Below are 22,146 nucleotides of genomic sequence, written 5' to 3'. Positions count from 1 at the left end.
TAGTCACCGATTCAAGGCAGATCGCGCAACCGTTGTTTGCAGGAACGTGTCCCGCAGCAGGGACACATCGGGTGCCGCGGTGCTCCAACAAAAGCGCTTGGCGGGGAATCTGAGGTTGGAGTTTCCTACGATGTATGGAATCACCGCACCGATCAGGCCGCCGCGCCAGCATTTACCACAAGACATGATAGAAAAGAGAATCGGATTTGCCCGCATCATTGTCATCTTAACTCGATTTGTGATTGCGAAGTTGACGGTCGCAAATGTCACATGCCCTCCCGCAAAGGCAATCCGCGAAATGCCGCGCATTGATCTCCCTTTGCAATTTGATCACACCTTCGCAATCTCGTTCAACCTGGCAAGAAGGTCCGCCAAACGGAAGGGCTTTACCAGCCGCGGTAGAACTGGCGCGATGCCCTCTACTTCAGCATAGCCTGACACAATCAAAGTGCGGATTCCTGGAACGCGGCGGATCATGTCGCGCGCAAGCTCGGTCCCATTTTGCCCAGGCATCAGATGGTCCGTAATCAGAAGGTCGGGGATAAGTCCTTCATCAAGCAGCCTGAGCGCTTCCTCAGCAGATCCCGCCTCCACGATGTCGTAACCCAGTTCCGCAAGCATGTCTGCGGTGCTGGCGCGCACGACATCCTCATCATCCACGACCAGAGCGAGGCCAGGCGTGGAGCCGAGTGTCGCCTCCTCTATCCTGAGTTGCATAAGGGCATCTTCCTGGGTCGTCGGCAGGTATAGCGCAACGCTGGTGCCCAGACCTGGTTTGCTTTCTATCGTCAATGCACCGCCGAGCTGAGCCGCCAGCCCATGAGCCATGGACAGTCCGAGGCCAGTTCCCTTTCCGATACCCTTGGTCGAGAAGAACGGCTCGACGGCGCGTTGCAGTGTCTGTGCATCCATGCCGGTCCCTGTATCCGAGACCGCGAGCCGGATATAACGACCCGGCTTTGCGCCGGTACGGTGTCGCTCTTTCACATCGGCCAGTCGCGCGGTAATGCTGAGCCGCCCTCCCTCCGGCATAGCGTCGCGTGCGTTGACGCTTAAATTCAGGAGCGCCATTTCCAGTTGATTCTGGTCGGCCATCGCCGCAGGCAGATTTGCCGCAATATCCACCACGACGCGGGTTTGCGGCCCCGACGTACTCGCAATAAGATCTGCCATGCCATCCACCAGCGCACCGACATCGATCGCCCGCGCTTGCAGGGGCTGACGACGTGCAAAGGCCAACAGGCGCTGCACCAGAGTAGCGGCCCGCTCAGCAGACTGGAGCGCCCCGGCGATCAAACGCTGTTCCCGCTCATTGCCCAGCCCCTTGCGCTGGAGCATGTCGAGACTTCCGACGATAGGGGTCAGAAGATTGTTGAAGTCATGCGCCACGCCACCCGTCAGGCTGCCCATTGCTTCCATCTTCTGACTTTGTCGCAAAGCCTCCTGCGCCAAGGCCAGTTCCTCCTGAGCGAGCAGCCGGTCGGAGATGTCGAGCGCAAGATGGAAAGCGCCAATGATCTGGCCATGTTCGTCATGCAGCGGCGTATAAGTGATTTCCCAGGCGGGTTGGCCATATTCCGGGCGACCGAAGGCCTCTACCAGGGTGAAACGCTCGCCTGTCAGGGCACGCGCCATCTGCACCCGCATCTTTGCACGCTGTTCGAGAATGAACTGGTCCGGGAAGATGTCTCCCAGCTTCGTGTCGAAACCGTTGACCCTGCGGAACTCGTCATTATGGGCCTTGTTGAAGGCTATGAGCCGGAATTCCGTGTCGAATGCACAGATCGGAAAAGCGCTGGCCTCGACGATGTCGTGATAGCGACGGACGACCTCCGTGCGCTCGGCGACCTGTCCTTCAAGCGTTTCGTTAAGGTCGCGCAGCTTGTCTTCGGCCGCCTTGCGCGCGCTGATGTCGTTAAACAGGATCGCCACCCTGTTCTGTCCTAGGTTGCCGGTGGGAAAGGCATGGACATCGAACCAGCGGCCCATCGCTTCCGATCCACTTTCGAACCGTATCGCCTCCCCGGTAGTCGCGACCGCGCCATAGCGGTCATACCAGTGTTGCTCGAGGTCCGGCACAAGCGCCTTGGCCCAGTGGCCGACTGCGCCAAACAGGCCTGTCTGGCGCTGGAACGCCGGATTGCCTTCGACAAACCGATAATCGACCGCTCGCCCGTTCTCGAACTTCATCTCTGCGACGCAAAAGCCAACGTCCACCGCTTCGAACAGGGTGCGGTAGCGTTCTTCGCTCTCCCGCAGCCGCGCCTCGGCGCCGACCCGCTGGATATGCGCCCAGCATCGCTCGACGACCGTTTCAACCAGGTCGACCTCTGGTTGGCGCCAATTGCGCGGTCGATCCTGGTGAACTGCCATCATGGCCAGCAGGCGCCCCTCCCTGACGAGCGGACAGCAGATGATTGCGTCGATACCGATGGACTGGAACATGTCCTTCCCGTCGGCAGGAGACAGTTCGCCCGCTACGTCGCGCACAACCAGGGTTCGTCCGCCGCGCATATCGGCGACGGCGCGCGACCCGAACAGGTCGAGGCTGTAGGCGCCGACCGAGCTGGCAATGCCGGGTGCGACGAAATCATCCCTTATGATGAAATGATTGCTGTCGGAATCGACGTCTGCATAGGCGCAGCGCGATGCCCCCAGCCAACGCGTGAGCAGTTCGGCCGCGGCCAACATGGCGCCCGGCGCGTCGCTCGTCACCTGAAGCGCGTCGTCCAGTTCTCGCGTGAACCGTAACCGCTCCTCACTGGCGCGAAGGGCTTCCCGCGCGCGCTTGCGCTCTGTGATGTCGATCGCGGTCCCCACAGCCCGGACGCAGCAGCCAGCATCGAACACGGCGCGTCCCTTGGCCGCGATCCAGCGGACAAGACCATCCTCTTTGCCCACAGTGCGATATTCGACGTCGTAGAGCGCACGCTGATGCGGGTCGCAGGCGGCCGCGAACGCCGCGCTCGTTGCTTCCCGATCATCAGGATGCAGACCAAGATAGAAATCCGCCATCGATATCGGCGTCTCCGGCGAAATGCCGAACATGGCCTTGACGATCGACGGCCAGACAAGACGGTCATGGACGACGTCGACGTCCCAGAAGCTCACCTCCGCCGCATCGGTTGCAAGGCGTAGCCGCTCCTCGCTGACGGCAAGTGCCGCGCGACTTTCCTGCCGCTCCGTCATGTCGAGCATGGCACCGATCATCCGCGTTGCGCGGCCATCCCCATCTCGGATAATATGTCCGCGGTCGAGGATATTGGCATAGCGACCATCGCCGCGCTTGAACCTATATTCGTCCGTCCAGCTTTCGGCTTCCCCATCGATCGCGGCATGGATGCCCGCATGAATTCTGTCACGATCGTCTGCATGGATATGCGCTATCCACCAGTCACCGGTCGGATCGATCTCGCCCGGCGCATAGCCGTAGCTTTCCTCCAATGCGCCGTTCCAGACGACCTTGTTGGTGGCAAAGTCCCAGTCCCACACCGCATCGTTCGTGGCCCGGCCCGCCAGCCTGTACCGCTCTTCGATGGCCCTTAGCGCCGCTTGCGTATCTTCCTTCTGGGCTGCCACGATCGCCAGCTCGCCGGCGCGGCGTGCCTGCTCCACCAAAGCACGCCGCAATTCAAGCTGGGTCATGACCTGGCGCGCAAGCACCTCCAGCACAAGCCGCTGATGCGGCGTTATGCCTTGCGGCCGCGGCTTGCGATCAAGAACGCAGACGGTTCCGATCGGAAGGCCCGCGGGGCTGCGCAACAGAGCGCCGGCATAGAAACGCAGCCCGTCGTCCGGCGTCACCAGTGGGTTGCGGGCGAAGCGGTCATCTTCGCGCGTATCGGGCACGACGAGGAAATCATTCTGCCCGATCGCATGAGCGCAGATGGAAACGTCGAGCGGAAGCTCGCGCACGCCGATACCGGTTTCGGCCTTGAACCATTGGCGGTCGCTCGCCACCAGATTGACGACAGCTATCGGCGCGCCGAACGTCTCGGCCGCCAGTTTCACCAGGTCATTGAATTCCTGTTCGAGCGGCGTATCTAAGCTCGGCTTTGTACGTTTTTGGTCAGGTCCAGGTCCAGAAGATGCTGTTTTCAGCGATGTGGTCGAGGGCTTGATCGAGGGGCAAGACGCATCCGCCCATATCGTCGATATCTTCCCATTTTCGCCGGTGTGACCAGTAGCCGAGCCTGATTTCGTCGCGCGTGCCGACAGGCTTGAGGCGGGCGATCGGTGCCTCGGTTTCCAGCAGATAGAGATGGTAAGCGCCCTTGTCCTCATACCATCCGACGCCGCCGCCGTTGGCCGCGTCGAACGTCTCGATGCGCAGAATGATTTCCTCGTCTTTCATGGTGCATCCATAGCTGCCGTCGGGTCACAGCATATTCGAGTCACCTCGCCGCATGGCAACAGCCTAAGCGTTGCAACGTGCTTCAGTCAGGATTCGAAGCATGGAATGCTGGACCAGAACAAGGCCGTTATCGGCGATCCCGTCCCCCAGATTCTGCGCCAATGGCTGCAGGCATGGCGTCCCTGCTTTACGGCTCCCAGTTGGGAGCATGTACTTGTTCTTGTGATGGGCGGCCTGCTGGCCACGGGCAAACGGACCGTTACGTCTTGCCTGCGTGTGACCGGCCGAGCCGATGCTGCCAACTTTGCAACCTATCACCAGATCCTCAACCGCGCCCGCTGGAGTTCGCGTGCCGTTGCCAGGCGTTTACTGGGCATTGTGGTCGAACGGCTCGTGCCCGATGGTCCTGTGGTCATCGGTATGGACGACACCATTGAACGGCGATGGGGGCGCCGGATCACCGCACGGGGTATCTACCGCGACCCGGTCCGCTCCAGTCACGGCCATTTCGTCAAAGCCAGCGGACTGCGCTGGCTCAGCTTCATGGTGCTCACCCCGGTGTCATGGACCCGCCTGATCAAGGCACTGCCAGTCTTGACGTTGCTCGCTCCTTCGGAACGATCGAACCGTCAACGCGGCTGTCGTCATAAATTGCTGACGGACTGGGCCCGGCAGGGCGCGCTGCAGCTGTCTCGCTGGCTGCCGGGTCGGCGGATCATCTTCATTGGCGACAGCAGCTTTGCTGTCCACGAACTGGCACATGCGATCGTCCGCCGGGCCACACTCATCAGCCGACTGCGGCTCGACGCCAACTTGTTTGCGCAGCCTGCGGGGCGAACGGCACGCACGATGGGGCGACCGGCGCAGAAAGGGCGAGCATTACCAAAACTCAAGACCCTGCTCGCCAACCCGGCGACACGCTGGACCAGCATTCTCGTCTCTGCCTGGTATGGCCATCTCAACGGCAAGATGCTCGAGATCACATCTGACATCGCCTTATGGTACAGGCCCGGCACTCCGGTCTTGCCGGTCCGATGGGTCCTGGTTCGCGATCCTGAAGGAAAGCGCGGCCCGCAGGCCTTCTTCAGTACCGACATCACCCTCGAGCCCGCCGAGATAATCGCCCTCTACGTCCGCCGATGGCAGATCGAGGTCACCTTTGCCGAAACCCGCGCGCACTTGGGTGTCGAGACACAGCGCCAGTGGACCGACAAAGCCATAGCGCGAACCACGCCGGCGCTGCTGGGTCTCTACAGCCTTATATCGCTATGGGCCTGCGATCTGTTGACCACTAAAAGCACCCCTTATTCCGCCGCGTGGTATCGAAAAACCAGCCTGACATTCAGTGACGCCATCGGAGCCGTCCGCCTCCAACTCTGGGTCGGAGACATTAATCAACACTCCCCGCCGCACCCAGAACCGCACTATATTCCCACAACCCGCCTAAAACGCATGGCTCAGGCACTATGCTTCGCTACCTGATCGTACAAAGTCGAGCTAAGAGGCTGACTCATAAAGAAGCGTTTTGATTACAGTCGCGTGCGATTCTGCGGGTGATTTGGTTGACGGATGCGATGAAAAGCCAGGTGGTGGCGCTTTCGATGGTTCGCTCAAAGTCCTTGGCGAGGCGGCGGTTGCGGTTCAGCCATGCGATTGTCCGCTCGACTACCCAGCGGCGTGGCAGAAGCTTGAAGCCCTTGGCGGCGTCGGAGCGCTTAATTATGTCCAAGGTCCATGTGCCGATTTTGGTGAGCGCGGTGCGCAGTTTGTCCCCGGCATATCCCCCATCGGCGAAGACGTGACGCAACCACGGGAAGGTTTGGCGGATGCTGGCAAGGACGTCAGGCGCACCGTCGCGATCCTGGATATCGGCGGTGTGAACGATGGCACCGACCAGCAGGCCCTGCGTGTCTGTGACGATGTGCCGTTTGCGACCCTTGATCTTCTTGCCCGCGTCAAAGCCCCGTGGGCCGCCACTTTCTGTCGTTTTCACACTTTGGCTATCGATGACACCCGCGCTGGGAGAAGCTTCCCGACCCATCGCTTCACGTGCCATTAGCAGCAGGGCGTGGTTGATCGATTTCCACACACCCATTGCGCTCCATCGGTAGAAATAATGCTGTACAGTGGTCATGGGCGGAAATAGCCCTGGCGGCAGCATCCGCCACGGCAGGCCGCCCCGAAGCAGATAAAGGATCGCCTCGACAATCTGCCGGTAATCCCAAACTGGCGGACGACCGAGCTTCGAACGCGGTGGGAGCAGCGGTTCCAAAATCGCCCATTCCGCGTCAGTCAGATCACTTGGCAAAAGCAGTTCGGCTCTGGCATACTGCCGCCGGGTGGTGTCGGTCCACATGTGTCACTCCGTCGTCGTTTCGCAACTCCGACTGAATCACATCTCGCTGATATCACCCAACTTCTTTTTCGGTCAGCCTCTAAAATCGCATAGCCTTCGAGCGCCGCGAGGCGATCGGCTTCTGACCAGAGTGAAGAATGGAGTGACGGTTCTGGCGCAGGCCGCGGCGCATCGTTCTGGGGCATCATCCTGCTTTAGCAGCGATCGGATTTGGCGGCACCCTGAATCAGTGCCGCTGGCACGTAATTAGGCGGCGAGATGGGGCTTTTACATGACCGGTCGATGCAGCGCTGGGCGCTGTTGCTGCTGAATGGAAAGCGTGCTGCCCGGCCTGAAATCCTGCGGCAGATAGCAGTGCGCGTAAATCGACCCTTCGCCCAAGTTGATAGGCGAGATTTCCTTCGCCAAGTGCGGACATTCCGCTTAGGTCGTTGAGTGTGTCGACAGTCAAACGCAAGGTGCCGGTATATTATTGAGACCGTAGAATAAACAGCGGTCGCTATTTCGAGGCTTTTCCATGCTCATTCGCGCCGGCTACAATATCAGTTTCATGACGCACCAGCCCACGCCAATGCTGGCGGCGCTGAGCGTGCATCCCACCCGCAACCGTGACTTGCGTACAGCACAGCGAATCATGACCGACCCCGATATTCCGCTTTACGATTATATCGACATATTCGGGAATATCTGCTCCCGGCTGACACTGCCAGCAGGAAGCACGACAATCTCCTGCGGCTTCGTGATCGAAGACCCCTTCACACCGGATATCGTGGCAGCAGACGCACAGCAGCTGCCCATTGAGCAGTTGCCGGATGATGTTCTGCTCTACCTGCTCGCCAGCCGCTATTGTGAAACCGATCGGCTGAGCGAGATTGCCTGGTCGCTCTTTGGTGGAAAGCCCAAGGGGTGGAGCCTGGTCCAGGACATCGTCTCTTTCGTCCATGAATGGATTAGCTTCGACTATGGCAAGGCGCATCCCGGCAAGTCCGCCTGGGACGCCTATCAGCAGCGGGAGGGCGTTTGCCGCGACTATGCCCATCTGGCCATTACGCTTTGCCGCTGCATGAACGTGCCCGCGCGCTATTGCACTGGCTATATGGGTGACATGGACCTGCCCGCGCTGGTGGGCGATATGGACTTTTCCGCCTGGTTCGAGGCCTATATCGGCGGACATTGGTATGTGTTCGACGCGCGCCATATCCGACCGCGGCGGGGGCGCATATTGATGGCAAGGGGCCGGGACGCGACCGACGCCGCCCTCACCACCAGCTTTGGTACGGCAATCCTTACCCGTTTCGACATCTACACTGATGAGGACCGGCTCGGACATTTGAAAAGCTGAACATCGACCCTTCTGAGACATTTATGACCGAATTTTTCGTTCCTGATTCCAGTCAGTCGGCTTCTTCACATTGGCACGGGTTGAAGGTGCTGCCTGGCTACATTTTTCACAGCATCAGTCATGGCCTGAAGGGCTTGGGCGTGGAGACGGGATACCGTCCAGAATAGTGGGACGTCCATTGTGTCTCCCGGCACCAATTCAACCAGAGTAGCTGCATTGATGTGCGGTTTTGCCAATGTCTTCGGTTGAAGGCCCCAACCAAGACCGGCGCAGGCGAGGTCGAGAAATCCCTGCGTCGATGGAATCCAGTGCGTTGGTGCATTCAGGTCCGTGCCGAAGGCGGCTTTAGCCCACCTTCCCTGAAGCTGGTCTTTCCTGTTGAAGCGCATGACTGGCGCTATGTTAAGACTGTCCCCGTCAATCCCGGTCGGGAAATATCGAGCGACAAAATCCGGGCTGGCACAAGCGACATAGCTGAGCGATCCCACTGCAATCGTCCTGCATCCGGCGACGGGTTCCGGGTCGGATGTGACGACAGCAAGCACTTCTCCGGTCCGCAGACGATCGGCCGTGTGCCCTTCATCCTCAAGCGTCAATTCCACCAGCATCCCGGTCGTTCGGGCAAAGTCCGCCATGGCATATGGAAACCATGTCGCAAGGCTGTCGGCATTGACTGCAATGCTCAGAGATGGGCTGGAGCTATCCTGTATTCCGTTGGCAAAACTCATCGGAAGATCTGCTTCAAGCAGACGCACTTTGTCGAAATGCGCGCATAGCTCCCGGCCCTGCTCTGTCGCCGTACAAGGTTGCCCACGAACGACGAGGGCGATCCCCAACCGCTCTTCAAATCCCCTGACCCGCTGTGAAACCGCCGAGGGGGTGATCTTGAGCAGAGCGGCGGCTTTTTCGAAGCTGCCTTCGCGCACGACGGCGGCGACAGCCGCAAGGGAGGGATAGTCCAACATGATGAAGTATTGCTTCATCAGGATTAGAATAACAAGTTATGCTAAGCTTCGGTAATGCGGGATATGGAGAGAATGACCAACATGTTCGCTCCCTTTCTCTCCGGCTTCCTGCTGTCTGCGGCATTGATCATGGCTATCGGGGCCCAGAACCTGTTTGTGCTCCGACGGGGGCTCAAGCGCGAGCATGTTGGGCCAGTCGTCCTTTTCTGCGGCAGCGCAGACGCTCTGCTGATAGTGGCGGGCGTTGCAGGCGTCGGTGCCTTTCTGGCAGCTGCCCCGCAATTGACGCTCTTTTTAACAATCGGCGGAGCGGCCTTTTTGGGCTGGTACGGCTTGAAAGCATTGCGACGCATGGCCGCACCGGAGACTATGGCAGTAGCTTCAAACGGCAGCATAAGCCTTGGCGGGGCGATTGCCGCGACAGCTGGCTTCACCTTTCTTAATCCGCACGTCTATCTTGATACGGTCTTGCTGATGGGCGCGGCAGGGTCGGCTCAGCCCGCTGCCCTGCGACCGATCTTTGTCGCAGGGGCCGTTTCAGCCAGTTTCACATGGTTCGCCGCGCTGGGCTACGGTGCCCGCTTGCTTGTGCCGCTGTTCGCCCGTCCCATGGCCTGGCGCGTGCTGGATGCTATCGTGGGGATCATCATGCTTTCGCTTGCGACATCCTTGCTGATGCGCACCTTCGGTTGACGGGTCGCGCCATGTATCGGCCTTCCGCCTTCCGCGAAGATCGCATCGAAATCCTGCATCAGGCGATCGTTGCCTATCCGCTCGCCATGCTCGTGACATCGGGAGCTTGCGGCATCAGCGCCGACCTCATTCCTTTCACGCTGCATTCCGACGCTGGCGAAAGAGGGGTGCTGAAGGCACATCTGGCGAAAGCAAATTCGCAGCTTGCGGACCTTCGTGTGGGCACTGAAGCGCTGGTGATCTTTCAGGGACCGCAAGCCTATGTCTCGCCGTCCTGGTATCCCACCAAGCGGCTGCATGGCAAAGTCGTTCCGACCTGGAATTATGTCATGGTGCAGGCAAGAGGGCGGCCCGTCATCATTGACGATCCCGACTGGCTCAGGATGCAGATCGATGCTCTGACCGGGCAGCAGGAGCAATATCGACCCGAGCCGTGGTCCGTCACTGATGCGCCAGCAGCCTATATTGAGGGCCAGCTTAAAGGCATCACCGGCATCGAAATCTCGATCGACCGGATGGAGGGTAAGTGGAAGGCCAGCCAAAACCATCCGGCCTCGAACAAAGCTGGCGTGATTGACGGATTGATGGCCCAGAACCCGCTCTTGCCGATGGCTTTGATCATGCACAGCCTGGCCGACAGCAAGGGATGAAATCCTCACCCTTTCAGGCGAATTACGTCGAATGACCCATGGTGCCAATGCACCTCTTCGCTATCATTTTTCTCTCATCGTCGGGAATCCTGCATGACACGCTGGCCGCTCATTTCTTCCGCCGTTTTACTCGCCGTGGTAATGGTCGCGCGTGGAGACGCCGTGCCAACAAAGAAGTCGGCCTGGAATGGCACCGCAGCAGCAGCCTATCTGGACAATCGTCTAACCTGGTGGCGTCAATGGCCCAAGGCTGAGCGGGACCATGGCACGCGCTGTGTATCCTGCCACACGTCCTTGCCCCATGTCCTTGCCATGCCCTCGCTCCGCAGCCAGTCAGGCAAGCAACAGCGAAGCATCGATGAGATGGCGATGTTCGATGATGTGGTGAAGCGTGTCTATCTTTGGGGTGAGGTAGAGCCTTTCTATCCCGACCAGACACGCGGCGTACCCAAGTCGGCGGAGTCTCGCGGCGTCGAAGCCGTTCTTAACGCGCTGATACTGGCGACGCGGGATCAGGAACGCGGCCATCTTGGACCCGACACGCGACAGGCCTTCGCCAATATGTGGGGCGTGCAGATGAAGGCGGGCGATCAGAAGGGGGGCTTTACCTGGCTCAATTTCCGGCTGGAACCCTTCGAATCTCCGACTGCAACCTATTGGGGTGCGACATTAGCCGCGCTGGCTGTCGCGCGTGCGCCCGACGGGTATGCTGCCGATCCGGCGGTTGCTCCGCAGGTCGATGCACTGCGCGCTTATCTGCGAACAGGTACGGGCGGCTCGCTTTATTCCCGCGCACTCATCCTGTGGGCTGATAGCCAGCTAGGCGGCGTATTAGCCACGGATCAGCGAAGCAGGATCGTTTCGGAACTGGTCGCCTGCCAACAAGTAAACGGAGGATGGAATTTGCCAAGCCTGTCGACTTGGCAGAGGGTCGACGGCTCCATCATGCCGCAAGAGAGCGACGGATATGCCACCGCGATAGTCGCGGTAATTCTGCGAGAAGTAGGAGGACCGGCCAGCGCGGTGGCGCTCAAACGGGCCCAGGCTTGGCTGGCCGCTCATCAAGGCAAAGACGGCGCTGTAGCAGCCCGGTCAATCAACAAGGACCGCAAACCTGGCACGGACGCCTATCTTTTCATGACAGACGAAGCGACCGGCATGGCTGCACTTGCCATGCGCCGTTAGAGATCGGCAGGCATAGGCCGACCCTTATGAGACACTCATAGATCAGATCTTGATCCCCAGGTGCGGAAGGTCTGCTATCCAGGCAGGCGTCGACCACGTCGGGCCATTTCCTGAAATGAACGAAAACGTCCGCTTATCTGCATAGCAGCCTTTTGCGGAGGGCGTCTGGAGGAGTTTTCGCCGTCGATTTTTTCGGCCGACACAATCAACACATGGGTCGAAGGTCCGGCGCCGATGCCTACATCCTGTGATGTGGGATTAGCAGATCACACTGACACAGCCGCTTAGTTTGGGAGCGAAGCCAGCTGAGCGCTTGCCCTTGCTATCTCATAACTGAACTGGTCAGGCCCATGAAGCGGCACGAATGCGTCCAGGCCATCATCGATGTCGGGCCAACATTTCAGTATCGTGGCAGCGGCATCCGGTTCGTTCACCACCAGCCCCTGCGTCAACAACATCTTCGCAATCTCGAAGCTGCCCGCGCCAGCGCACAAGATCGCCCCATTGGGCGCTTCGTACGCGGAGAGAGCTACAATGGCAGGCGCGACCAGTGCAGGATCGAGCTGCCGTAACTCATCTGCCCCATATAACCCATCGGTCATGCGCGTTGCCGCTGACGGGGAGAGGCAATTAACGCGGATGCCATATTTCTCGCCTTCCAGGCGAAGCGTCTGCATCAGGCCCACCAGCGCCATTTTTGCGGCAGCATAATTGGCCTGCCCGAAATTGCCGAACAGGCCCGACGACGAGGTGGTGAAGATGATCCGTCCATACCGACGCGCGCGCATACCGTCCCAGACCGCCTTGGCGCAGTGGACCGATCCCATGAGGTGAACCTCGATCACCGCGCGGAAATCCTCCATGTCCATCTTGGCAAAGCTGCGGTCGCGCAGGATGCCGGCATTGTTGACCAGAATGTCCACCGCCCCCCAATGATGTTCCACCTCCCCGACCATCGCCTGAACAGCAGCAAAATCGGTGATGTTGGTCCTATCCTCCATCGCTTCACCGCCATTTGCGGCGATCTCTTGGGCCACCGCGCGAGCGCCGTCGCCAAGGTCATTCACCACCACCCTTGCGCCATCCGCCGCCAGCGCCAGCGCGTGCGCGCGGCCAAGCCCCCCGCCTGCACCGGTCACGATCGCGGTCATGCCCGAAAGGTCGATCATTCCTGCCCCCAATCCTGCTACGTCATTGCCTAGAGGGGCTTACTCACGCAAAAGCGGATGCGGAAATTGCTTCGCCCTATGCCGGGCATAAGTTCAAAAGATGCGCAAAAGCCTGCCGGATTTGCCATCAGGGATGCAGAAGCGCCGTAGTTGCATCGACAATGATCAGGCGAGAGGATGGACTTGAAGCATAATGGCTAATCTCAACCGTTTCGATTTCAATCTGCTGCTGGCGCTGGATACGCTCCTGTCGGAGCGCAGCGTCACGCGGGCAGCCGATCGTCTGTGCGTAACCCAGCCGGCGCTCAGCGGTTCGCTGCAACGGTTGCGCCAGCATTTCGACGACCCGCTGCTCCTGCGGGTCGGGCGCGAAATGGAACTGACGCCCAAGGCGCGCGCGCTCATCGAACCGGTCCGCACTGCCCTGCTGCATATCAACGCAGCGCTGGAAACGCAGGCGATCTTCGATCCGGCAACATCGGAGCGGACTTTCCGCGTGGCGATGTCGGACTATTGCGTCCATATCTATCTGCCGAAGGTCGTGCGCATCTTGGCTGCCCGTGCGCCGCAACTCAGGCTGATGATCGAGAATGTGTTCGGACCCAGTTTCTCAAGACTGGAGGGGGGCGATATCGACTTGGTGATCACCCATGGCGACCGCAGCCTTTTCGGCCGCGAGGGACGCGATGTCGACCTTTTGACCGCCGATCTGTTCGCAGACACTTTCGTGTGCGTCGTCGCGCGCGATCATCCGATCGGCGAAAGCATGACGAAGGACGATTACCTATCCTATCCGCACGCCCTCGCCTTTTTCGGCGCTAATGTGCGGACGGTCGAAGAGGCGGAAATCGAACGGCGCGGCATCGTGATCAAGGAATTGCTGCACGTGCCTACCTTTGCTGGATTGCTCCAGATGCTGCCCGGCACCGAACTGATCGCTACGGTGCAGAGCAAATTGGCCGAGCAGTTGGCCGACACGCAGAAGGTCCGCGTCCTGCGGCCGCCCATGAACCTTGGCACTCTCAAGGAAACGCTCATCTGGCATAATCGCAGCGATGACGATCCCGGCCATATCTGGCTGCGCGCGGTAATGAAGGAGGCCGCGGCGGAGCTGGGCTAACCAGCCGCGCCACGGCCAGCATTACAGAAACACGGCCAGGTTCGGGGTCTGGAGGATCGTTTCGGCCAGGATGATTGTGCGTCGTACCAGGCGACATTCTCCACTGGCCTCGACCCGGATGCGATCGATCCTTCGCGCGGGTATCCATTCATAGGCTCGGTCCAGAGCACGCTGGCGGTAAAGGGTAAGCGCGCTGTGGACGCGATAGATGTCGTCCCCCTCATCCTCCTCCACGAAGATCGAGCCGACCGTCCGCACGGTGCGCGAAGCGGGGTCTTCCGCCCAATTCTCGTTCGTGCCCATCCGTTCCAGTCGCTTGCGGATCATCGCCATATCCTCATGCATGCGAAAGGCGCCTTTGGGGAACTCGTCCTCCCGCTTGCGTGCGCTGATGCGCAAGGGAATTTCATAGAGTATCACCTCGTCCAGCAGGCCGACCCAGTCTTCCAGCCGGCCATTGTCGAGCAGCATCGCCTCGCGACCCAGGAACTGGCGAACCGCAAATTCCACGGCAGGCGTGATGGCGCTCATTGGCCAGTCTCCGCCATCTGGCTCAGCCAATGCTGGTAGAAGGCGCGCTGGCTGGGTTCGCCTGGACCCGGACGCCAGGCTTCGCCCGGCCCGTCCCAACTCTCGTCGAGCGTCTGCTGGCCCATCCCCTCCATACCCATCTGCATGTTGAAAACGGTATTTTCCTTGCGCGCCCACACGCTGCGCGCCGCTTCCGGCGCGCCTTCCCAGACGACCGTATCGTCCTGTTCAAATATGCCAGCCGAACTGAAGCCGAACTGACCTGCGGCATAGCTGTCGGCGGCCTGCTGTTCGTCCATGAAATTCCATTTTAGCTGCCAAGACCATAGCTCCATCTCGCCCGGTCCAGAAGGCTGCCATTGCCGCCAGGAGGTATAGACCGCAGGCGGCGTGCCGGGCGAAGGCGGGCCGAAGAAGCGCAGGAAACTCAAATTCGGAAAGACCGTCCCGACGATCGGCGGGTTTTTCTTCACCACATCCTGAAGCAGCGGGTCGAGGCGATCCAGGTCGAAATGCTGTTGGATATCGGGCGGATAATACCAGACATGGCCATCGGGACCAAACATGCCGTCAAAATCATGACCAAGGAAGCTGTGCCCGCCCGGTATGACATAATGTGTCGAGAAATTATTCAATACGTCAAATCCCTGCGCGAGCTGGATCGTCTGGACCGACCCGTGCGCCACTGCGACATGATAGCCATCGCCACCGAAATTCTCCGAACCCGTCTTCCAGTCGCCGCGCACCTTGTAACGGTCGGGCGGCCCCATCGGACTCATGCCGCCCGGATGCAGGTCCATCAACCCGCGCATGAACCAGGCTGCACCGCCGAGATAGTCCATGAGCGGGGGCGCATCGGGATCGAGCGAGGCGAAGATCATGCCGAGAAAACTCTCGACATGCGGCGCCTTAAGCAATCCCCACTCTTTGGGGTCGAGCCCCTTATAGGCCTTGCTCTTGTCGGGCGCGCCGATCCAGTCGCCATTATTTTTGAACACCCAGCCATGATAGGGGCATCGGAAATGGCTCTGGTTGCCGACATCGGTCTGACACAGCTTCGTCCCGCGATGGCGACAGAAATTGGCCAGGACGTGAATTTCATTCTTGGCGTCGCGGGTTACGATCACGCTGTCGCGCCCCATCTTGCGCTGCATGAAGTCGCCCTTGTCGGGGATTTCGGACTCGAATCCCAGGAACACCCAACTTTTGGCGAAGATGCGTTCCATCTCCGCGTCGAAAATATCGGCGTTGGCGAAGATGTTGACCGGCACCAGACCCTTGTCCAGTTCGGCGCGGGTACTGTTGAGAATGTCGTCCAGCCGCTCTCCGGGGCCGGGGCGTGATTGCGCTGTGTTCATGACCATGATTGCGTTCTTCCTCAGCGGACAGAAATGATGGGACGATTGGCAAGGCCCTGGTCGGCCATGATGATCTCGCCCGTCAGGATGCGCTGCCTGGGGTCAGCCAAAAGCGCATAGGCCGGCCCATATTCCGCGCCGGTCGGCAGATGATCGAGCAGTGTCACCTTGCGGATCATCGCCATGAAACTGTCCTTAGGAATGTCCTGCTGGCTCTCGCCTTCAAGACCGAGCGCGCCGGGGCCGCGCAGGTCTGAATCAGCGATGCCGCAGGGCGAGACGGCGTTGACCCGAATGTCCGGCGCGAATTCGAACGCCAACTGGCGCACGACGCCCAGCACCGAATGTTTGGACGCGGTGTAGAGCAGCCCGCCCCCGTCGGCGCAGTAGGAGGCGTTGGAGGAGGCGGTCAGCGTGATCGAACCGTTGCGTTTTGCCAATTCCTCGCGGAACACCACGGCCGACAGGATATAGCCCAGCACGTTGATATGCATCACTTCGTTGAAGGCAGCGGGAATTTTCTCGACCGGCAATTCCGAGATCGGACGATTGCCATCGAAGATGCCTTGCGCCCCGACGAGGCAGTCGATCCCGCCAAATTTGGCGACGGCTGCGTCACGAAAGGCCTGAAGCGCGTCGATATCGCGCACGTCGCCCCGCATGACGAGCGTGTCGTCGCCAAAGGCGTGCTGGAGCGCCACGACTTTTTCAGGCGAGATATCGAGCAGGGCCAACTTCGCCCCCAAAGTCCGGAAATATTGCGCAAGGCCGAGGCCGAGGCCAGAACCGCTGCCGGTCAGCGCAACGACGGCGCCTGTTAGATCGGTCATTGTTTCCCTACTCCTATTATAATTTCCACGCGACTGTCGCGCGATCAGATCATTTCGGCAAATCTGTCTTGCACCCAGTCCGCGATATAGCTGCGGACCGGCTCCATATTATCGGCGCTGCAATGTTCGATCCCACCTTCCTGAGCGGTGAATATCTTGAGGTCGGCGCGCGGGCTGCGCACCGCCTGTTCGTGTGAGCGATAGGCATATTCGACCGGTATCTGCCGATCATTCTCGCCATGCACGACCAGGAAGGGCACATCGATATGCTCGACCGCGCCGGTCAGGCTGATATGGTCCGACAGGGCCATGAAATCGTCCAGATTGTCCTGGCCCCACACCCACATGACATGCGCCCAATAATGCGGCACCGGATTTTCGCCCTCGTTGCGAAGCCGCCGTTGCTGGACCTGACCCCATTCATGATTGGCGCCCCATGCGACGCACAATTTGAACCGCTTTTCGAAGGCGGCGGCGCGTGGCGCATAATAGCCGCCCAGCGACCAGCCCATCATCCCGATCCGGTCGGGCGCGACATCCCCGCGCGCCTCCAACCAATTGACAGCCTTGCCCGCCCAGATCTCCGTTTCCACGATCGCGGGTAGCCTGTTTAGCCGCAGCGCACCGCCCACGCCGGGTTGATCGACGATGAGGCAGGAAATGCCGCGCGCGCGCAACGCCGCGGGCAGGCCGACCAAGAACACCATCTCTTTCACGCTGTCGAGGCCGTTGCAGAAGACCATGCAGGGCGGCGCGGGATTATCCTGCGTCGCCGCCGAACAGAAAAGCGCGGGATAATGGCTTTCGGCATAGGGAATATCGACCATCTCGCATGGCTCACCGCTACATTCGGCATGGCGTGCAAAGGCCCGCAACATGGCGGCATAGGCCTGTTGGCGCGGCGGATAGTCGTTCGCCTGCATCCGTTCAGCCGTTATGAGATAGGCGCAGGCGCGCCGATATTTGGCTGCCGCACTCTCGCCATGCCCGGCCCTATGGTCATCGTCCGCCATAGCATTGACCCGTGCCGCCATGGCGAGCCATGTGTCGAAAAAGGCATCGACGCCATTGTCTCCTGTTTCGGCGGCCCGAGCGGTCGCGCGGTTGGCGATATCGATCTCTCCGATCGCTCCGCCCATCTCCAGCGCAAGATTGATCGACAGATTCCAGACATAGTTGGTCGGGAAAGGCTCAAACATCATCGCTCCCTTCGGCGATCTGCGCCTCGGTCAGATATTTGAAGCTCCATTCCGGCTCCGTCTGCAGGAAAGGCGGAACATTGTGGGTGAAGTGACTATAGGCAAAGAGGGGCACGTCGAATTCGCGCGGCACCCAAGCATCGTCGACATAGTCGGCGTCGGTGCCATATTCTGCCTCCCCGCCTGCCGGACAAGGCAGGTAATAGAAGAGCGCAGAATCGATCCGGTGCCGGCCCAGTCCAATATCGGACGGCTGCCAGCCGCGTCGCAACATAAAGTTGGCGCCGATCATCAGTTCGTCGATATCCTCGACACCGAAATTGACATGATCAAAACGCAACTGGCCGTCGCAGCCCGGGAAATGCGCGTTGGCGTTGAGGAAGAGCAAATTATGATGATTGTTGCTGCCGCCTGCGCGCAGATAATGACCAAAACCAGTCTGCACATCGCTCAACCGGAAGCCGAGCCGCGCGCGCATGAATTTCCCCGCTTCGATATAATCTGGCAGGCGGAACACGACATGATTGATCACCTTGGGCCGCGCACGGCGGCGCCATTTGCGGTGCGTATTAAGCCTGCGCACCACGCCGGGCGCATTTACCGGATCGGGCGCATTGGCGAAACTGCTGGGCGTCCAGCCGACGAATGAGAAGGGCACGCCGAACAACAACGTGCGAAACCCGCCTTCGACCGTTTCAAGCGCATGGTCGCGGCCCAGATTGTCGGCCAGTGCGCCGAGCGATGCCTCATTGTCGACACCCCAGCAGACCTCATGAACACCGTCACCGACGATCTGCGAAGATGCAAGCGCAGGGTCACCGGCAGGCAGGATGTCGATTTCCGATCCGTTGGCAAGCCTGAACCGGCCCGGCGCGTCGCCGCCCGTCGAACGCAAGCCGAAATCAGCGAAAAAGCGCCGCGCAACCTCTGTGTCCGATACAGAATAACGCAGCCGCCTAATCCCGATGATTGCCATGTCTCGATCCCTCCCGCGCCCTTTGCGGGCCTGCTGGGGCTGTCCGTTTCCACGGCCATGCCTTGTTGAAAGCCGGAGGTAATACGGCCTGACCATGGGCAAAAATCATTTGTCGGTATGCGTGGCATAATCGCTGCCTATCGACATTCGCGAACCGATCAGGCGGGCTTATCCGTTGCATCGGGCAAAGTGATTTCCCGTATCATCCACGATCTGGAAACTTTGCCGTCAAACAGAATGACTGAAGGGACGATGGATGCGCAAGGTGATCGTGACATGTGCGGTGACGGGTGGAATACATACGCCGTCCATGTCGCCGCATCTGCCGGTGACGCCGGAGGAGATCGCGACCTCCGCGATAGAGGCGGCCCGCGCCGGCGCCACTATCGTTCACCTCCATGCCCGCGATCTCGAAAGCGGACGGCCCACGCAAGACCCGGATATCTACAGCCGTTTCCTGCCGGTGATTGCGGACCGCTGCGACGCGATCATCAACATCACCACCGGCGGTTCACCGATCCTGACGCTGGAGGAGCGGCTGGCGCCAGCCCTGACGTTCCAGCCGGAGATCGCCTCGCTCAACATGGGGTCGATGAACTTCGCCTTCTACGAAATGCTGCAACGCTTCACCTGCTTCGAACATGCGTGGGAAGAGCCCTATGTGCGCGGCAGCGACGACTATATTTTCCGCAACACGTTCCGCGACATCGCCTATATCCTGGAACGCTGTTCGGCACAGGGTACGCGGTTCGAGGTCGAATGCTATGATGTCGGCCATCTCTACTCAGCCGCCCATTTCGCCGATCGCGGATTGCTGAAGCCGCCCTTCTTCATCCAGTCGGTATTCGGCATCCGGGGCGGCATCGGCGTCCATCCCGAAGACGTCGCCATGATGCGCCGCACGGCGGATCGTCTGTTCGGCGACGACTATGTCTGGTCGGTGCTAGGCGCTGGGCGGCACCAGATGCCCATCGCGACCATGTCGGCCGCGATGGGCGGCAATGTGCGCGTGGGCCTGGAAGATTCGCTTTGGGGCGAACCTGGCCGCCTGGCCAAATCCAATGCAGAGCAGGTCGAACGCATCATTGCGGTCCTGCACGGCCTGTCTATCGACGTCGCGACGCCGCAGGATGCCCGTGAGCTGTTACAGCTCAAGGGTGCATCGGAAACGAGGATCGCGGCATGACCCTGATCCGGCAGGGGCGCGGTCCCAACCCACTGGTCGGCTTCCGCGTAGAGGATCATATGCTGCGCATGATCGGCCATGACCTGCAACGCCCGGAATGTATATTGGCGCAGCGCGACGGCACCCTATGGTCAGCCGACGCGCGCGGGGGCGTGATGCGGATCACGCCGGATGGCACGCAGACACTGATATGTCAGAGCGCCGACGCCCATTTCGACCTGTCGGGTGATGCGGAGCAGAGCCTGGTGTCCGGCACGCTCCCCAACGGCATCGCCTTCGGGCCGGACAACATGATCCTGATCTCCAATTTCGGCACCGACCGGCTGGAAATCATGGACCGAGACACCGGCGCGACCCGCGTGCTGCACGACCGGATCGACGGCAAGCCGATGGGAAAGGTCAATTTCGTTCTGCGCGACAGCAAGGGGCGATTGTGGCTCACCGTTTCCACCATGGTCAATCCATGGACTGATGCGATTACCCCCACGATCCGCGATGGCTATATCGCGCTGGTGGACGACAGCGGCATCCGCGTGGTCGCGGATGGCTTCGCCTTCACCAACGAAGTCCGCCTCGATGCGGCAGAAGAATGGCTCTACGTCGCTGAAACTACCGGCAAGTGCGTCACCCGCCTGCGCGTTGGCGCGGATGGCTCGCTCAGCGATCGTGAGGTCTACGGACCTTCCTCGCTCGGTCGCGGCGTGATCGACGGTATCTGCTTCGACGCCTATGGCAATTTATGGGCGACGATGATCTTCGCTGACCGGCTGGTCGCGATCACGCCCGATGGCAACTGCCTGGAACTCGCCGCATTCGGCAACAGTCAGGCAACCGACCGGTTCGAGGCGGAATTTGCAAGTGGCGCGCCGGTTTCGTTCGACACCCTGGCGGCCTGCGGCGGGGCGATCGCCCCTTGGCTCGCCAGCGTGACCTTTGCCGGGCCGGACCTGCGCACCGCCTGCCTGGGCTCGCTGCGAGGGACCAGCATCCCCGCCTTCACATCGCCGGTCGCCGGGCTGCCGACGGCGCATTGGTAGGAAACGCGCCGCCAATATCCTGCTCTTATGCTTGCCATCAGCAAGGACAATTGGATGCATCAGGTGCGGCGCAATAAGGTTCAGGTCAAGGAAGGCGCGATGAAATGACGTCTTCCAGACATGCAGAGGAGAAGGCATTGTCGACACGGGTTCACCATTGCAGCTATCCGCGCAATGCTTGGTACATGGCCTGCTGGGCCGATGACCTGGCACGCGATCGGCTGCTGGCGCGCACCCTGCTCGATCGGCCGGTGGTCCTCTTTCGCGACGCGGATGGCGCGCCTGCAGCATTGGACGACATGTGTCCGCACCGGTTCGCTCCCCTCTCCAGGGGCCGGGTGCAGGACGGTGTCGTCCAATGCGGCTATCATGGCCTGCGTTTCGATGCGGCCGGCATGTGCCTGGGCAATGCGTCTGCCTACAGCAGCTTTCCGCCCGGTACCTGCGTTCAATCCCATCCCGTGGTCGAGCGGCATCGGGGAATCTGGATCTGGCTGGGCGACAGGGAACAGGTCAATCCCGACCTGATCCCACCCCTATCGCGGATACCCATGCCCGGCGGCCACGAGAATATCGGCAATTATCTGCACGTCCAGGGCAACTGGTTGCTCGAAACCGACAACATCATGGACCTGACCCATGTCCACTATCTGCACGACGGCTCGCTCGGCAACGAAAGCATGCGGGCGGGCGACATACACGTGCGCGAACAGGATGGCGCGATCCGCGCCGAATTGTGGATGCCCGGCACGATCTGCCCCTTCGGACCGCTGGAGGGCCAGCTGTGCGACCAGTGGAACAATGTCGAATGGCATGCGCCCTCGGCGATGATCCTCGATTTCGGCGCGGTGCTGCCGGGCGAACCGGCGGTGCAGGATGAGGGCGGCTATGCCTTCCACATCTTCACGCCCGAGACGGAACGAACCACCCATTATTTCTTCGGCAGTTCCGGCTCCTACGCGGATATGGACGCCTGGCAGCCGCGCATTATCGGGGAATTGCAGAACCGCATCTTCCTCGAAGAAGACAATCCGATGATCGAGGCAGTGCAGGACAGGATGGCCGGCCGGGATTTCTGGGACATGCGGCCAGCCATCCTGTCGAGCGATGCCGCCGCGATCAGGGTGCGGCGCAAAATAGCTAGGCTGTGTCGGGAAGAGGTCAAGGTGGCGGGCTGAACAACAGCATCAGCGGC

The 22,146-nt window shown here is 60.3% G+C and carries 20 protein-coding genes; 9 read left to right on the top strand and 11 right to left on the bottom strand.

Annotated features, from left to right (window positions below; translation table 11 throughout):
* Positions 1-3 precede the first annotated feature (3 nt).
* Genes SPBM01_RS13375 through SPBM01_RS21910 form a run of 3 tightly spaced genes read right to left on the bottom strand, consistent with a single transcriptional unit; the run spans position 4 to position 4,354 of the window.
* Complete coding sequence (locus SPBM01_RS13375) at positions 4-309, bottom strand: hypothetical protein (RefSeq protein ID WP_188062260.1); 306 nt, start codon at positions 307-309, stop codon at positions 4-6.
* Positions 310-330: 21 nt separating this feature from the next.
* Complete coding sequence (locus SPBM01_RS22095; RefSeq protein ID WP_410483059.1) at positions 331-4,101, bottom strand: PAS domain S-box protein; 3,771 nt, start codon at positions 4,099-4,101, stop codon at positions 331-333.
* Positions 4,070-4,354, bottom strand: coding sequence for a hypothetical protein (locus tag SPBM01_RS21910; protein ID WP_188062313.1), 285 nt, complete (start codon positions 4,352-4,354; stop codon positions 4,070-4,072). The genes SPBM01_RS22095 and SPBM01_RS21910 overlap by 32 nt, the downstream gene beginning before the upstream one ends.
* 105 nt (positions 4,355-4,459) lie before the next feature.
* Here SPBM01_RS21910 and SPBM01_RS13355 point away from each other — a divergent pair, with 105 nt between their 5' ends.
* Positions 4,460-5,836: a transposase gene (locus SPBM01_RS13355; protein WP_188062259.1), complete on the top strand. Its 1,377-nt coding sequence runs from the start codon at positions 4,460-4,462 to the stop codon at positions 5,834-5,836.
* A 28-nt stretch (positions 5,837-5,864) separates the two neighbouring features.
* Here SPBM01_RS13355 and SPBM01_RS13350 read toward each other — a convergent pair whose 3' ends face one another.
* Positions 5,865-6,710 carry an IS5 family transposase gene (locus SPBM01_RS13350; protein WP_188062258.1) on the bottom strand — a complete coding sequence of 282 codons (846 nt, stop codon included), beginning with the start codon at positions 6,708-6,710 and terminating at the stop codon, positions 5,865-5,867.
* 517 nt (positions 6,711-7,227) lie between these two features.
* Here SPBM01_RS13350 and SPBM01_RS13345 point away from each other — a divergent pair.
* Entirely contained in the window at positions 7,228-8,052 is an 825-nt protein-coding gene (locus SPBM01_RS13345; protein ID WP_188062257.1) for a transglutaminase-like domain-containing protein, read from the top strand.
* A 65-nt stretch (positions 8,053-8,117) separates the two neighbouring features.
* Here SPBM01_RS13345 and SPBM01_RS13340 read toward each other — a convergent pair whose 3' ends face one another.
* Positions 8,118-9,017 carry a LysR family transcriptional regulator ArgP gene (locus tag SPBM01_RS13340; RefSeq protein WP_188065720.1) on the bottom strand — a complete coding sequence of 300 codons (900 nt, stop codon included), beginning with the start codon at positions 9,015-9,017 and terminating at the stop codon, positions 8,118-8,120.
* Positions 9,018-9,089: 72 nt separating this feature from the next.
* Here SPBM01_RS13340 and SPBM01_RS13335 point away from each other — a divergent pair, with 72 nt between their 5' ends.
* The 3 genes from SPBM01_RS13335 (at position 9,090) to SPBM01_RS21905 (ending at position 11,545) form a co-directional block, all read left to right on the top strand.
* Positions 9,090-9,710, top strand: a complete 621-nt coding sequence (locus SPBM01_RS13335) for a LysE/ArgO family amino acid transporter (RefSeq protein ID WP_188062256.1) — start codon at positions 9,090-9,092, stop codon at positions 9,708-9,710.
* A gap of 11 nt (positions 9,711-9,721) precedes the next feature.
* Complete coding sequence (locus SPBM01_RS13330; RefSeq protein WP_188062255.1) at positions 9,722-10,360, top strand: FMN-binding negative transcriptional regulator; 639 nt, start codon at positions 9,722-9,724, stop codon at positions 10,358-10,360.
* Between the two features lie 93 nt (positions 10,361-10,453).
* A complete protein-coding gene (locus SPBM01_RS21905) occupies positions 10,454-11,545 on the top strand; it encodes a hypothetical protein (protein WP_262504164.1) in 1,092 nt (363 codons plus the stop codon).
* A gap of 284 nt (positions 11,546-11,829) precedes the next feature.
* On the opposite strand, the gene SPBM01_RS13320 is transcribed toward SPBM01_RS21905, so the two are convergent.
* The gene (locus SPBM01_RS13320; RefSeq protein WP_188062254.1) at positions 11,830-12,714 is read right to left on the bottom strand and encodes an SDR family NAD(P)-dependent oxidoreductase; all 885 of its coding nucleotides are present in this window, start codon (positions 12,712-12,714) and stop codon (positions 11,830-11,832) included.
* Positions 12,715-12,907: 193 nt separating this feature from the next.
* Here SPBM01_RS13320 and SPBM01_RS13315 point away from each other — a divergent pair, with 193 nt between their 5' ends.
* Positions 12,908-13,834: a LysR family transcriptional regulator gene (locus SPBM01_RS13315; RefSeq protein WP_262504163.1), complete on the top strand. Its 927-nt coding sequence runs from the start codon at positions 12,908-12,910 to the stop codon at positions 13,832-13,834.
* A gap of 21 nt (positions 13,835-13,855) precedes the next feature.
* Here the strand turns inward: SPBM01_RS13315 and SPBM01_RS13310 are convergent, their stop codons facing one another.
* The 5 genes from SPBM01_RS13310 to SPBM01_RS13290 are packed head-to-tail and all read right to left on the bottom strand — an operon-like array spanning position 13,856 to position 18,728.
* A complete protein-coding gene (locus SPBM01_RS13310) occupies positions 13,856-14,365 on the bottom strand; it encodes an aromatic-ring-hydroxylating dioxygenase subunit beta (protein ID WP_188062253.1) in 510 nt (169 codons plus the stop codon).
* Positions 14,362-15,729, bottom strand: coding sequence for an aromatic ring-hydroxylating oxygenase subunit alpha (locus tag SPBM01_RS13305; protein WP_188062252.1), 1,368 nt, complete (start codon positions 15,727-15,729; stop codon positions 14,362-14,364). The genes SPBM01_RS13310 and SPBM01_RS13305 overlap by 4 nt, the downstream gene beginning before the upstream one ends.
* A 14-nt stretch (positions 15,730-15,743) precedes the next feature.
* Positions 15,744-16,553 carry an SDR family oxidoreductase gene (locus SPBM01_RS13300; protein WP_188062251.1) on the bottom strand — a complete coding sequence of 270 codons (810 nt, stop codon included), beginning with the start codon at positions 16,551-16,553 and terminating at the stop codon, positions 15,744-15,746.
* A gap of 44 nt (positions 16,554-16,597) precedes the next feature.
* Positions 16,598-17,755 carry an alpha/beta hydrolase family protein gene (locus SPBM01_RS13295; RefSeq protein WP_262504162.1) on the bottom strand — a complete coding sequence of 386 codons (1,158 nt, stop codon included), beginning with the start codon at positions 17,753-17,755 and terminating at the stop codon, positions 16,598-16,600.
* Positions 17,745-18,728, bottom strand: a complete 984-nt coding sequence (locus tag SPBM01_RS13290; protein ID WP_188062250.1) for a glyoxalase — start codon at positions 18,726-18,728, stop codon at positions 17,745-17,747. The genes SPBM01_RS13295 and SPBM01_RS13290 overlap by 11 nt, the downstream gene beginning before the upstream one ends.
* Before the next feature lie 256 nt (positions 18,729-18,984).
* On the opposite strand from SPBM01_RS13290, the gene SPBM01_RS13285 reads away from it, so the two are divergent.
* From SPBM01_RS13285 to SPBM01_RS13275, 3 genes are all read left to right on the top strand, one after another.
* Positions 18,985-19,914 (top strand): 3-keto-5-aminohexanoate cleavage protein, encoded by a 930-nt coding sequence (locus SPBM01_RS13285; RefSeq protein WP_188062249.1) that lies wholly within the window; start codon positions 18,985-18,987, stop codon positions 19,912-19,914.
* Positions 19,911-20,951 carry an SMP-30/gluconolactonase/LRE family protein gene (locus SPBM01_RS13280; RefSeq protein ID WP_188062248.1) on the top strand — a complete coding sequence of 347 codons (1,041 nt, stop codon included), beginning with the start codon at positions 19,911-19,913 and terminating at the stop codon, positions 20,949-20,951. The genes SPBM01_RS13285 and SPBM01_RS13280 overlap by 4 nt, the downstream gene beginning before the upstream one ends.
* A gap of 104 nt (positions 20,952-21,055) precedes the next feature.
* Complete coding sequence (locus SPBM01_RS13275) at positions 21,056-22,129, top strand: aromatic ring-hydroxylating dioxygenase subunit alpha (RefSeq protein WP_262504161.1); 1,074 nt, start codon at positions 21,056-21,058, stop codon at positions 22,127-22,129.
* The last annotated feature ends 17 nt before the right edge of the window (positions 22,130-22,146 follow it).

The organism is Sphingobium sp. KCTC 72723 (genome assembly GCF_014280435.1).
Taxonomy (GTDB): domain Bacteria; phylum Pseudomonadota; class Alphaproteobacteria; order Sphingomonadales; family Sphingomonadaceae; genus Sphingobium.
Note: the sequence above shows the minus strand (reverse complement) of the source record. Positions and strands in the feature narration are given on the sequence as shown.

Excerpts from the sequence above, each read along its gene's own strand:
- SPBM01_RS13375 (WP_188062260.1), bottom strand. The coding sequence starts at position 309 with ATGCGCGGCATTTCGCGGATTGCCTTTGCGGGAGGGCATGTGACATTT.
- SPBM01_RS21910 (WP_188062313.1), bottom strand. The coding sequence starts at position 4,354 with ATGAAAGACGAGGAAATCATTCTGCGCATCGAGACGTTCGACGCGGCC.
- SPBM01_RS13355 (WP_188062259.1), top strand. The coding sequence starts at position 4,460 with ATGCTGGACCAGAACAAGGCCGTTATCGGCGATCCCGTCCCCCAGATT.
- SPBM01_RS13350 (WP_188062258.1), bottom strand. The coding sequence starts at position 6,710 with ATGTGGACCGACACCACCCGGCGGCAGTATGCCAGAGCCGAACTGCTT.
- SPBM01_RS13345 (WP_188062257.1), top strand. The coding sequence starts at position 7,228 with ATGCTCATTCGCGCCGGCTACAATATCAGTTTCATGACGCACCAGCCC.
- SPBM01_RS13340 (WP_188065720.1), bottom strand. The coding sequence starts at position 9,017 with ATGTTGGACTATCCCTCCCTTGCGGCTGTCGCCGCCGTCGTGCGCGAA.
- SPBM01_RS13335 (WP_188062256.1), top strand. The coding sequence starts at position 9,090 with ATGACCAACATGTTCGCTCCCTTTCTCTCCGGCTTCCTGCTGTCTGCG.
- SPBM01_RS13330 (WP_188062255.1), top strand. The coding sequence starts at position 9,722 with ATGTATCGGCCTTCCGCCTTCCGCGAAGATCGCATCGAAATCCTGCAT.
- SPBM01_RS21905 (WP_262504164.1), top strand. The coding sequence starts at position 10,454 with ATGACACGCTGGCCGCTCATTTCTTCCGCCGTTTTACTCGCCGTGGTA.
- SPBM01_RS13320 (WP_188062254.1), bottom strand. The coding sequence starts at position 12,714 with ATGATCGACCTTTCGGGCATGACCGCGATCGTGACCGGTGCAGGCGGG.
- SPBM01_RS13315 (WP_262504163.1), top strand. The coding sequence starts at position 12,908 with ATGGCTAATCTCAACCGTTTCGATTTCAATCTGCTGCTGGCGCTGGAT.
- SPBM01_RS13310 (WP_188062253.1), bottom strand. The coding sequence starts at position 14,365 with ATGAGCGCCATCACGCCTGCCGTGGAATTTGCGGTTCGCCAGTTCCTG.
- SPBM01_RS13305 (WP_188062252.1), bottom strand. The coding sequence starts at position 15,729 with ATGGTCATGAACACAGCGCAATCACGCCCCGGCCCCGGAGAGCGGCTG.
- SPBM01_RS13300 (WP_188062251.1), bottom strand. The coding sequence starts at position 16,553 with ATGACCGATCTAACAGGCGCCGTCGTTGCGCTGACCGGCAGCGGTTCT.
- SPBM01_RS13295 (WP_262504162.1), bottom strand. The coding sequence starts at position 17,755 with ATGATGTTTGAGCCTTTCCCGACCAACTATGTCTGGAATCTGTCGATC.
- SPBM01_RS13290 (WP_188062250.1), bottom strand. The coding sequence starts at position 18,728 with ATGGCAATCATCGGGATTAGGCGGCTGCGTTATTCTGTATCGGACACA.
- SPBM01_RS13285 (WP_188062249.1), top strand. The coding sequence starts at position 18,985 with ATGCGCAAGGTGATCGTGACATGTGCGGTGACGGGTGGAATACATACG.
- SPBM01_RS13280 (WP_188062248.1), top strand. The coding sequence starts at position 19,911 with ATGACCCTGATCCGGCAGGGGCGCGGTCCCAACCCACTGGTCGGCTTC.
- SPBM01_RS13275 (WP_262504161.1), top strand. The coding sequence starts at position 21,056 with ATGACGTCTTCCAGACATGCAGAGGAGAAGGCATTGTCGACACGGGTT.